12 protein-coding genes and 1 tRNA gene are annotated in these 11,897 nt (G+C 39.8%); 9 read left to right on the top strand and 4 right to left on the bottom strand.

Going from position 1 to position 11,897, the window contains the following annotated elements; translation table 11 throughout:
- Positions 1-33: 33 nt before the first annotated feature.
- Positions 34-756 carry a UDP-2,3-diacylglucosamine diphosphatase gene (gene lpxH, locus AM629_RS07105; protein WP_054477479.1) on the bottom strand — a complete coding sequence of 241 codons (723 nt, stop codon included), beginning with the start codon at positions 754-756 and terminating at the stop codon, positions 34-36.
- A gap of 10 nt (positions 757-766) precedes the next feature.
- Positions 767-1,261 (bottom strand): peptidylprolyl isomerase B, encoded by a 495-nt coding sequence (gene ppiB / locus AM629_RS07100; RefSeq protein WP_054477477.1) that lies wholly within the window; start codon positions 1,259-1,261, stop codon positions 767-769.
- 269 nt (positions 1,262-1,530) lie between these two features.
- On the opposite strand from ppiB, the gene cysS reads away from it, so the two are divergent.
- Entirely contained in the window at positions 1,531-2,916 is a 1,386-nt protein-coding gene (gene cysS, locus AM629_RS07095) for a cysteine--tRNA ligase (protein WP_054477475.1), read from the top strand.
- Positions 2,917-2,977: 61 nt separating this feature from the next.
- Here cysS and ybcJ read toward each other — a convergent pair whose 3' ends face one another.
- Complete coding sequence (ybcJ, locus tag AM629_RS07090; protein ID WP_054477473.1) at positions 2,978-3,190, bottom strand: ribosome-associated protein YbcJ; 213 nt, start codon at positions 3,188-3,190, stop codon at positions 2,978-2,980.
- A 9-nt stretch (positions 3,191-3,199) separates the two neighbouring features.
- On the bottom strand, positions 3,200-4,066 hold the full coding sequence (folD, locus tag AM629_RS07085; protein WP_054477471.1) for a bifunctional methylenetetrahydrofolate dehydrogenase/methenyltetrahydrofolate cyclohydrolase FolD: 867 nt from the start codon (positions 4,064-4,066) through the stop codon (positions 3,200-3,202).
- Between the two features lie 196 nt (positions 4,067-4,262).
- Between folD and AM629_RS07080 the strand changes: the two genes are divergently transcribed.
- The 8 genes from AM629_RS07080 (at position 4,263) to AM629_RS07045 (ending at position 11,852) form a co-directional block, all read left to right on the top strand.
- Positions 4,263-4,339, top strand: a tRNA-Arg gene (locus tag AM629_RS07080).
- 164 nt (positions 4,340-4,503) lie between these two features.
- Positions 4,504-5,706 carry a tyrosine-type recombinase/integrase gene (locus AM629_RS07075; protein WP_054477470.1) on the top strand — a complete coding sequence of 401 codons (1,203 nt, stop codon included), beginning with the start codon at positions 4,504-4,506 and terminating at the stop codon, positions 5,704-5,706.
- Between the two features lie 59 nt (positions 5,707-5,765).
- Positions 5,766-6,392 carry a DUF6387 family protein gene (locus AM629_RS07070; protein WP_054477468.1) on the top strand — a complete coding sequence of 209 codons (627 nt, stop codon included), beginning with the start codon at positions 5,766-5,768 and terminating at the stop codon, positions 6,390-6,392.
- Positions 6,393-6,823: 431 nt separating this feature from the next.
- Positions 6,824-7,102 (top strand): His-Xaa-Ser system protein HxsD, encoded by a 279-nt coding sequence (gene hxsD / locus AM629_RS07065; protein ID WP_054477541.1) that lies wholly within the window; start codon positions 6,824-6,826, stop codon positions 7,100-7,102.
- Complete coding sequence (gene hxsB / locus AM629_RS07060; RefSeq protein ID WP_054477467.1) at positions 7,099-8,493, top strand: His-Xaa-Ser system radical SAM maturase HxsB; 1,395 nt, start codon at positions 7,099-7,101, stop codon at positions 8,491-8,493. The genes hxsD and hxsB overlap by 4 nt, the downstream gene beginning before the upstream one ends.
- Positions 8,486-9,598 (top strand): His-Xaa-Ser system radical SAM maturase HxsC, encoded by a 1,113-nt coding sequence (gene hxsC / locus AM629_RS07055; RefSeq protein WP_054477465.1) that lies wholly within the window; start codon positions 8,486-8,488, stop codon positions 9,596-9,598. Before hxsB ends, hxsC begins: the two co-directional genes overlap by 8 nt.
- Positions 9,595-10,218, top strand: coding sequence for a His-Xaa-Ser repeat protein HxsA (hxsA, locus tag AM629_RS07050; protein WP_054477463.1), 624 nt, complete (start codon positions 9,595-9,597; stop codon positions 10,216-10,218). Before hxsC ends, hxsA begins: the two co-directional genes overlap by 4 nt.
- A gap of 23 nt (positions 10,219-10,241) precedes the next feature.
- Complete coding sequence (locus tag AM629_RS07045) at positions 10,242-11,852, top strand: DUF6119 family protein (RefSeq protein WP_054477461.1); 1,611 nt, start codon at positions 10,242-10,244, stop codon at positions 11,850-11,852.
- Positions 11,853-11,897 lie beyond the last annotated feature (45 nt).

Here is an 11,897-nt window from a genome sequence, read left to right as displayed (position 1 = left end):
ATACTTTGCATTTTGATACCTGGTAAGGGTGATTCAGAATGGGAAAAAGATAAGGTCGGTTGATTTGTCCGTTATTTTGAACATTGATCCTTGATGATGCCATGCACCAAGCACACCGCGGTGATACATTTTATTATGTCGAGCAACTTCATGTACCGCAGGACGATGAGTATGCCCGTGGATCATCCAGTCAGCTTGATACCGCTCAAAAGCATCAATAACAGCTTGCTGATTGACATCCATAATGGCTTCTGATTTTCGGCGGTTGACAGATTGACTATTTGCCCGCATTTTTACGGCAATTTTCTGACGGATAAACAGCGGTAATAGTAAAAACAGACGTTGAATCCATGGGGTATGAACCCGCTTACGGTATTGTTGATAACCTACATCATCAGTACATAAGGTATCTCCGTGCAGGATTAGCACCCGCTTACCATACAATTCCAGGACTTTTTCCTGTGGCAGCAAGATTATTCCACTTTCTTTAGCAAAGCGGGAACCGATTAAAAAATCACGATTGCCATGAATAAAATAACAGGTAACACCTTGTTGATGCAGTGTTTTTAATGCACTGGCGATTTCACGGTGGAGAGGGTTATCATCATCATCACCAATCCAGTAATCGAACAGATCACCGAGGATATAAAGGCTATCTGCCTGGAGAGCATCCTTACGCAGAAAACGCAGAAAACCGGCAGTGATAGCCGGTTCGTGTTCGCTTAGATGTAAATCCGCGATAAAAAGTGTGCACATACGCAGTAAATTACTCGCTGATGGTCACTCTTTCGATAATGACATCTTCACGTGGTACGTCTTGATGCATACCGCTTCGGCCAGTAGAAACGCTTTTGATTTTATCAACAACGTCCATACCTTCGATAACCTCTGCAAATACACAGTAACCCCAACCATCAGGGCGCTCAGAACGGAAGTTCAAGAAATCGTTATCAACAACATTAATGAAGAATTGTGCGGTCGCTGAGTGTGGATCGTTGGTGCGGGCCATTGCCAGAGTACCACGGTTATTTTTCAGACCATTGTTGGCTTCATTTTTGATAGCTGCATCAGTCGATTTCTGTTTCATACCAGGTTCAAATCCACCACCTTGGATCATGAAACCGTTAATAACACGGTGGAAAATAGTATTGTCGTAGAAGCTATTGCGGCAGTAGTTTAAGAAATTCTCAACAGTTACAGGAGCTTTATCGGCGAAAGTGTTAATTACGATATCGCCAAAATTGGTATGGAAAGTCACCATGATTGAAATCCTAATAATAGTTTTGATTAACCCGATTCAGGGCATTCGGACCAGGTGGCTTTTATATCACATCTACCATAATGAGTCAGTACCTATTAATTTCAGTAAGCTATCTTGATCGTCAACCTTGCAAAGTGCTTAATATCAGGTTTCAATATCTTGTTGGACTATGCCATATCGAGAATTTATTCATGAGATAAGGACATAAATCCAGAATTATCAATTTGTTATTTTTAATCACGCGTACAGTGAATTTACGGAAAATCCCGATGCTAAAAATTTTCAATACCCTCAGTCGTCAAAAAGAAGAATTTAAGCCAATTCATCCAGGGATAGTAGGGATGTACGTGTGTGGTATCACGATTTATGACCTATGCCATATTGGTCACGGCAGAACATTTGTTTCCTTTGATGTGGTTGCTCGTTACCTGCGTTACCTGGGATATGACTTGACATATGTGCGGAATGTGACCGATGTTGATGATAAGATCATCAAACGTGCAGCCGAAAATCATGAAAGTTGTGATGAACTGACTAGCCGTATGTTGGCTGAAATGTATAAAGATTTTGATGCGCTAAACATTTTACGCCCTGATCTGGAACCACGTGCGACTCGTCATATACCGGAAATTATTGAACTAACCGAATCGTTGATAAAACGTGGTCATGCTTATGTCGCAGATAATGGTGATGTCATGTTCTCTGTCGAAAGTGATTTGGATTACGGAGCGCTTTCCCGCCAGGATCTTAGTCAGTTACAGGCAGGAGCACGAGTAGAAGTGGCTGATGTTAAGCGTAACCCAATGGATTTCGTATTGTGGAAAATGTCTAAGCCAGGTGAGCCAAGCTGGGAATCGCCGTGGGGAAAAGGGCGTCCGGGGTGGCACATTGAATGCTCTGCAATGAACAATAAACAGTTGGGTAATCATTTTGATATTCATGGTGGTGGCGCGGATCTGATGTTTCCACATCATGAAAATGAAATTGCTCAGTCTACCTGTGCTCATGATGGCCCGTATGTGAATTATTGGATGCATTCGGGAATGGTGATGGTGGATAAAGAGAAGATGTCCAAATCGCTGAACAACTTCTTTACTATCCGTGATGTACTGAAATATTACGATGCAGAAACGGTACGTTATTTCCTGTTGTCAGGCCATTATCGCAGTCAACTTAACTACACGGAAGAGAATCTGAAACAGGCACGCACCGCGCTTGAACGTCTTTATACTTCTCTGCGTGGCACGGATGCTTCTGTCTCGCCAGCAGGCGGTGAAATGTTTGAAGCGCGTTTCATTGAAGCAATGAATGATGATTTCAATACCCCGGAGGCTTATTCAGTACTGTTTGATATGGCACGTGAAATCAACTGCCTGAAATCAGACGATTTATCCGCCGCGAATGGTTTGGCGGCTACGTTGCGTAAACTGGCTGGAATTTTAGGTCTATTGGAACAAGAGCCGGAGCAATTCCTGCATAGTAGTGTTCAGGTTGATGATGAAGACATTGCTAAAATTGAAGCATTAATTAAGCAACGTAATGATGCCCGTAAAAACAAAGATTGGGCGCTAGCAGATTCTGCTCGTGATCAGTTAAATGAGATGGGTATTGAACTGGAAGATGGTCCGCAAGGGACGAGCTGGCGTCGTAAGTAAGCTCAATAGAGTGCAACTGCCTTGATAATTAAGGCTCCCTTTTTGGGGGAGCCTATTTTAACTATTCTTTGATGCAAACAGAATCACCATTGAAGGTGACAACCTGTCCGGCTGTAATTTTACAGCGCTTGCGTATCTCTGTTTGACCATTGACTTCAATCAGACCTTCGGCAATCACTGCCTTGGCGGTAGCGCCGCTTTCACTCCATCCTTGAAACTTCAACAGATCGCACAGTTCCACATGGGGATGACCTTCCAAATAAAAAATTTCCATTAACAACCTTCAGTTTTTTTCCACATCGTGATATTCCTCGCAAGCTTGCAAAGTATTCTGAATAAGCGTAGCTACTGTCATTGGACCGACACCACCTGGAACAGGAGAGATCCAACTTGCTCGTTCTGATGCGGTTTCAAAATCAACATCACCGATGACTTTACCGTCTTCCAGACGATTAATACCGACATCAATAACAATGGCGCCGGGTTTAATCCACTCACCAGGGATAAAGTTTGGCTTACCGACCGCCACAATTAGCAGATCTGCATGTTCCACATGGTGGCGTAAATCTTTGGTAAAACGATGAGTAACCGTAGTGGTACAGCCAGCCAGTAACAATTCCAGACTCATTGGACGACCAACAATATTTGAGGCACCGATAATGACGGCATTCAGGCCATAAGTATTGATTCCACAACGCTCAAGCAAAGTTGCAATGCCGCGTGGAGTACAGGGGCGTAGCTTTGGTGCGCGTTGACACAGGCGGCCAATATTATAAGGATGGAAGCCATCAACATCTTTATCAGGTTGGATACGTTCCAGAACTTTGACGTTATCAATTCCGGCTGGTAAAGGAAGTTGAACCAGAATCCCATCAATATCTGAATCCTTATTAAGCTGATCGATAAGGTTCAACAATTCTGCTTCGCTGGTGGTATCTGGCATGTCATAGGAACGGGACACGAACCCGACTTCTTCACAGGCACGACGTTTACTTGCGACATAAATCTGAGAGGCAGGGTTTTCTCCGACTAAAACAACGGCAAGACCGGGAGCACGTTTTCCCGCTGCGACACGTTGTTGAACACGTTCGGCTACTTCACTTCTAATTGTCTGCGCAATCGTTTTCCCGTCAATAATTTTTGCTGGCATGTACTCATAAATCCATAAATCAAACATTGGGATATCGTCTATTTTGTCAGAACATGAACGTGCTGTCAGTTTTATTGATAATCAGAAAATAGCCAGATGAAGATTTATAAGAAGAAAAGCCATTGACTCAAGGGCTTGTCCCCGTATAATCTCACCCCGCATCGAAGCATTACTGATGCAGCTCATCTCCCAAGATGCGCCCTTAGCTCAGCTGGATAGAGCAACGGCCTTCTAAGCCGTAGGTCACAGGTTCGAATCCTGTAGGGCGCGCCATCTCCAAGTATCCAAACGTCTTTTGAAGTCTACAAATTCCTTAAAAAACAAAAAAATCAAGAAACTACAATCTATCGATGTCTACTAGAGTATGTTGAAATCCACAGATCTCTGGGGGCATAATAGGGGGCATTGTTAGGTTCAATCAAAATGAATGCCCCCAAATGAAGTTGACAGCCAGACAGATAGAGACCGCGAAGCCCAAAGACAAATCGTACAAACTCTCCGATGGTGGGGGCATGTACTTAGAAATTTTCCCGAATGGTTCCAAATGTTGGCGGCTAAAATATCGTTTTGCTGGCAAAGAAAAGCGATTGGCATTTGGTACTTATCCCACCGTAACTTTGGCAGAAGCCAGAAACAAAAGAGAAGACGCCAAGAAAATATTGGCAAATGGCGATGACAAAAGGCAGGAAAAAAGGGAAAAGGCTCTCATCGTAAATAATAGCTTTGAGAAAATTGCCCTTGAGTGGCACGCTTGCAAGGCTCCTAACTGGTCAAAGGGATACGCAGATGATCTTTTAGAAGGCTTCACAAAAGATATTTTCCCTTATATCGGTAAACACGCTATCACCGATATCAATTCCTTAGACATGCTCACCGTCCTGCGTAAAATGGAACAACGCGGCGTTCTTGATAAGTTGAAAAAGATCAGACAGGCATGTAATCAAGTTTTCAGATACGCAATTGTCACGGGAAGAGCAGAATATAATCCTGCGGCTGAACTGGTTGGCGTATTAGCGACACCAAAAGCCAAGCATTTCCCACATTTGAATGTTGATGAATTACCTGCATTTTTACAGGCGCTTTCCCTCTATAGTGGAAGTAAAATTACTCAAATCGCTACCAAATTACTTTTACTTACCGGATTAAGAACAATAGAGCTGCGAGCCTCTACTTGGACAGAAATTGATTTAGACAAAGCAATTTGGGAAATCCCACAAGAGCGCATGAAAATGCGTCGGCCTCATATTGTTCCGCTTTCTGAGCAAGCTTTGGCTTTGCTGAGAGAGTTGGAAGCGATCACAGGCCGATTTAACTTTGCTTTTCATGGTAGGAATGACGTAGGCAAGCCAATGAGTGAAGCCGCCATTAATCAGGTTCTTAAGCGTATAGGTTATGATGGAAGGGCAACAGGCCACGGATTCCGCCATACAATGAGTACAATTTTGCATGAACAAGGCTATAGCTCTGCATGGATTGAAACACAGCTTGCACATGTTGATAAGAACAGTATTCGGGGAACTTACAATCACGCTCAATATCTGGATGGTCGTAGGGAAATGCTGCAATGGTATGCGGATTATATGGATATGTTGGAGCGAGGTGAAAATGTGTTGATCGGAAAATTTGGCAAAAGGGCGTAGTGGATAAGTTCCATATGTTAATCTGTATTAACTGAACATTTTAGGATGGCTTTTGAACAATGCTGATGAATGAATATTGCTGTTTAAATTGGTTTGATATCGATAAATATGAAGAATATGTTCATTCCTTAAACCATGAACAATGGTTTCTGGCTTTGAAAATACGGCATGAATATTGGAATTTTCCCACAAAAATAAAAGAATTACGTTCTTTCTATAAGGAAAAAAACTATAGGTCAGATATTATTGATGACAAGGTTGAAAAATATAATCAATTTATCAATGATATTGAAATTAAAACTGTTTTATCTCTTGATTATTTAAATTATAACAAAGAATTTCTTCGTGAATATATGGAGTTGCCATTACATACGATGAGTGATGTTGATCTCCAGTTTACCGCTCATCAGCATTCCATTGGTGATTTATCATCTGATGAATTCATACATAAGGTTCTCATTGAGAAAGACGAAAATTATGTTAATGACAACGTTATTACTTATAAAGGAACCGAAGATAGCCGCTCTGAATGGTATCTTAGTGTTAATCTGGCTGCAAAAGATGATGTGCTTTATCAGGCATTCAAACAATTTTTAGCTGAAGAAAGACGTAAAAAGAATATCTTCCCAAGAAAAGATATCTCTGAGATTGAGATTAAGAAATTTATTAATCTTAGATTACTATAATCATCATACAACACATAGCAACGAAGGTGAGTGTCACTGAAGCCCATGTTCTTTGTTCTATAAAGCTCTAAAAAAATCGTTTCTGCCAACCTCATATTTTCTTCATAAACAGCATGTTATCAGTAAGCTACATCGAGTTTTCTCACTTTAACACCGCAAAAAACGATAAGATTAGATGACAAATTATTCATTATATTTTTTAAATATATCTTCATGGCTTATCAATTTTGGTAAAAAAAATTTACATCTGAAAATATAGTGATTAATATTCCTTCAATGAGAATCATCCGTAAAATCGCTTTGAAAAAAAATTATTAGAAAACAGTTGATTGTGTTTTTTTTTCATTTTTAATGTTTTAAACAAGCACGACGCTTTATTAAAAAAGTTTAATCCAAGTAGATTGGAAGATTTACTCGTATATTTTGAGGTAATGACTTTGATTAAAAACATAAGAAAAACAGCATGTTCAGAATGGGTCATTAGAAACAGCCTTTACTGGATGAGTGCCTATAGCCGTTGGAAGCTGGATGAGTATGATGACTATTGGATCGTGTCCTTCGATACTTATAGTGGAGAGGTTGAGTTCGAATTCGAACGACTTCTCAACGACTATAAGCTTCGAGAAAGACTCCAGAGCCAGACAGAGCAGGTCAGGAATTCGATCATCGAGAATGTCCTCAAAAGCATTGATTCGAGACTTGCTCAATGAACACCATGCCGTTTAACTTTGACCGGTTGAATGATGGCAAAATCTTCATTAGCAACCTGGCGGGCTTCCATAACTTCGTAGAAGACGAAGAGCTGCGACTTCTTTCTCAAAACCGTTTCCCTAGCGATCATCCGTCCTCTGCAAAATTGGAAGGGCGACTGTTTATAACAGGGGATTCTACTCAAGCTTTAGCCAAAGCTTCATTAAGTTCTGGTTTCGCTAAACGATTGATGAATGAGTTGGCTGTCAGACCTATCTTTATGATCGTTCCAACACTGAGGTGCGACCATACCTGTAAGTATTGTCAGGTCAGTAGAGCAGCGGTTGGGGCGAATGGTTACGACTTGGACCCTGCACTGATCCCTGAAATCGTCAGTGTTATTAAGAAACTTGGAACAACCCCATATAAAATTGAGATTCAGGGAGGAGAACCTCTCCTTAGGTTTGATCTTGTTCAGAGGATATATGACGAATGCCAAAGTTTACTTGGGCATGATGCCTTTGAAATGGTGATCGCAACTAGCCTGTCGCTTCTGGATGCTTCGATCATTGACTGGGTGAAAGATCGGAACATTACATTTTCTGTTTCCCTCGATGGTAAGGAAGATGTTCACAATAAAAATCGAATTTTGACCGGAGCAAAAGCCCATTCTAAGGTGGTCGCAGGAATCCAGACTATCCGTGATGAACTTGGTCCAAGTCGTGTAGCAACAGTAACTACCGTAACCAAAGAACTGACTGCTGATCCTGCCTCAATAGTTGAAGCTCACTTGTCGTTAGGTCTGAAGGATATGTTTATCAGACCTGTTAGTCCCTATGGTTTTGCTCACAAGCAAAGTTGTACGTTTTCGATGCCAGAGTATTTTGAATTTTATGATCAACTAATGCAGGAAATCCTCTGGCAGAACCAGGAGGGAATCCCTGTAGTTGAGCATTCAGCCGCGATACACCTTAAACGTATCTTCAATCCGGGCTTTAGCGGTTATGCAGACTTGAAATCACCGAGTGGGGTGGTGCTCAACTGTATCCTTTTCAACTATGACGGTAGGGCGTATGGTAGTGATGAAAGCCGTATGCTTCAGAAAGCAAATCCAGAAGCGGATTTCAGTGCAGGGAATTTCTCATCACTGTCTTTCAGTAGCAATGAATATTATCAATCTTCGTTAGTATCATCATTCAACTTCGCCATGCCTGGCTGTGACACCTGTGCTTATCAGCCTTTCTGCGGGTCTGATCCCTGCCAGAGCATAAGTGTTCATGGAGAACCAGTAGGTGACAAAAGTCGGTCTACCTTTTGCCATTACCACAAAGGAATGTTCCGTTATTTGTTAAACGAGATTTCCAAGGATGGAGCGATGGCAAAAATGCTCAAAGGCTGGGCTTATGTCTGAGGTGTTGAGAAACGATATTTTTCACTTTTCATCTGAAGAGATTGTTCAGCGGGGGTTCTATCGTCTTTGTAAGTATAAGCCAGTGAATCCGCAGTTTTACCTTCCAAACCTCTTAATCAAGGAAAATCTCGATGATTCGAGTAATCCTCCTTATTACTTAGGTTCAGTGTGTAGTAAGCAGTTATACGATTCGATTGAAGATGGAGATATTGGGATAGTTAATAATGGCAATATGATCAGGGTTATCCTGTCTCGTAAAGCCAACCACAATACTGTTCTAGTTACAGAGAGATGTAATAACCTTTGCCTTTTCTGTTCTCAACCTCCAAAAACAGGAAATGATGATTGGTTACTCAACCAGTCTGCACTTGCCATAGCCTCCTTCGCTTTAGATGGAGTGGTAGGGGTAAGCGGTGGGGAGCCTCTTTTGTATGGGGATGATTTTCTAAACTTCCTCGATTTCATCATAGAAAACTCGCCTGAAACTTCTCTGCATATTTTGACTAACGGACGAAAATTTTCAGATGCAAGCTTTGCAGAGAAGATTAAAGATCGATGCGAAAAGCTTAAGATAACCTTTGGAATTCCACTTTACTCATCCAGGCAAGCGGTACATGACCAGTTAGTAGGTAGTAAAGGAGCATTTGACGAAACGGTAAGAGGACTCATAAATGCCGGAAATTCTGGCATTAACATTGAACTAAGGATCATTCCTACTCAAGATAACCATAACGAACTAAACGAAATAGTTGAGTTTTCAGGGAGGGTTTTCTCAAATATCAACCAGATATCACTCATGGGACTGGAGTCGATTGGTTGGGCAAGAAAAAACTGGTCAGCGATTTTCATTGAGCATGAAAGTTATACTGATAGTCTGCTATCTGCCATTGATAGTGCTCACAGATGTGGTATCCCTCTGGCCATATTTAATTTTCCTCTTTGTCATTTACCCAGAAAGGCGTGGAGAATAGCTACACAATCAATCTCTGACTGGAAAAATTTTTACCCAAAAGAATGTGATGAATGCACTCAGAAATCTTCCTGTGCTGGTTATTTCAGTTCATCAAAAGGCCGTTTTCATCAACCTCCGAGTCCAATTAAATGAAAAAATTCAATTTTGCTGCATTACTTCCGGGATTTCTTGCACTCAATAACTCCGTTTGGGCAAGTGATTCTTCTACTGGAGCGAGTGAGCTACCTGGCATGACACTTAACGAGCATGATTTGGTGATAGCTCCATTGAATACAGAAGTTCCGTTCTACATTGCTGGGCATCGTAGTCACAGTTCACACCGTAGCCATAGTTCTCACAGGTCATCATCAGGCGGTGGTTATTATGGAGGTAGTGCTCCTTACTATCCAAAAAAATATAGCTCACCAAGTTCATCTGATAACTCGAGCTCAGGTTCTTCATCTTCTTCAGTCCGTTCTCTTCGTTCAAACAGTCACAACAATTCTTCCACAACTAACTCATCAAGCATCACTGGAGTAGACAGATCATCAAATGATTTAGTTTCAGATTCAGAAAAGCGTAAAAGACTCATTATGCGGGTTCAGTTCGCATTGCTTGATAAAGGATTTTACAATGGAACAATCGATGGAAAGATGGGACCCTTAACACGGTTAGCTTTAAGAACATATCGTGTTGAGAATGGATTGCCTTCTCCTACAACCGAAACTTTGGATACTCAAATACTTAATTCACTGGGTATTCTTGCTCGTTGATTCTTAAAGAAGGATAAGTATTTATGGTTAACACATACAATATTTATAGATTTCGCATTTCTAATCTTAAAAAACTGATTGATAAAGCCATTTCAGTTGGACTGATCAAACAAAAGGAAAAAGATATTGATGATTATAAAATGTGTTTTTACTTTTCTAAAGGATTAGAGGGGAGTCCAATATGGTGGTGGGAAACGTATAGGCAGTTTTTTGATGAGGCAGTGGATGAACCTAAAAATAAATTTTATTATGGTTTGCTTATTTGTATAAAAAATATCAAAAACCCTGATTTTGGATTTGCAATAACACTTGGTAAGTCTCATTTTTATGTTAATAAGTTTATCGAACGGAACTTTGGTATTGAGTTAGCTATCAGGATTGCGAACGAAGAAACTATCTTGCTAAAGAAAAGCACGTATTTTTCTGGATCAAAAAAGCAAGAGATATCGTCATATAAAAATTTCATAAAAGATAGTTATGAACCGGGAGAATCAGTAGACCATTTGAAATTAAAAGCTACGGACAAGGATGTTTGGGGAGCGAAAAATATTATCTTTGCTGATTCCATCCAAATGGATATTGATAAAAAACCAGAAGAGTTAGCACATATTTTTGATAAGATAATATTGGCAATGGCGGATACGCAAAGCATCCGCCTTCCAAAAAGAGAGATGGTGACTGATGAGGAATTAACATTAAACTTAGATTGTGTGCTATTTGATTATTTAAAGCGAAATGATGCTTCTCTTCGATTAGAAGAGTTCCAAGTTTATGGTGTTAACTTTTGTTTTAGCTTTACAGAATATAATTATAAAATTGCAACAAAGATTGGTAGGAAACATCTTCTTAAAGAAGAACTCGGCAATTCTATCAGTATTGAAGCTATATCCAAATACGTTAAAGCATATCCTAAAATAAAATCTTTAAATGACTTAGTAATCACATTTGACATAGAGGATAAAGGCAGTAAGTTTACGAGGCCACTTAAGGAAATTTTAGATATATATATCCAGAGCGGTGATGTTCACTATTTTCTAAGTAATGGTGATTGGTGTTGTTTTAATCAACCTTTTTTGAGCTATTTAAGGGACTCTCTAAACAATATTGATTTAAAGATCCAAGATCCTTTAGATGAAAATGATTATTTGGAATGGCTTTCAGTCAAAAAGGATAAGATCGAAAAAGGAGAGTATGTTGAAAACAAATTAACTTACAGGGAATATTATTTTAATGAGAAGAAATCGAATGAAGAAGGCTATGAATTGTTAGATAGAGAGCTAACGCTAATAAATTCTATTGAAAATAAAAAGAAGAAATATAAGCTTGAAATTGCTGATTTATATAAAGATGGGGAAATAATTTCTGTGAAAATCTCTGCTAAAGATAAAGAGCTAATTTACAACATTGAGCAGTCGAAGGATGCACTGGAATTGATCCTAAATGGGGGGGTTAAAAGTGATAAGGAAATTAAATATGCATCTCTTTGGTTCGTATTTGAACAGGATATTAAACGGATAACTGAAAAAAACTCTATTCAATTCTTACTGGCTTTACAGTCATGGAAAAAACTTGTTGAACATTATTCAATTACTCCTAGGATCTATTTTTCAAAGCATATTAACTTTAAAAACTAAATTGCATTTTCTATACAGGCAAGATGTTTATCTTAATATTCATTA

This window comes from Photorhabdus heterorhabditis (assembly GCF_001280945.1).
GTDB classification, from domain to species: Bacteria; Pseudomonadota; Gammaproteobacteria; order Enterobacterales; family Enterobacteriaceae; genus Photorhabdus; species Photorhabdus heterorhabditis.
The sequence above is the reverse complement of the archived record's forward strand: the minus strand, read 5'-3'. Positions and strand labels throughout refer to the sequence as shown.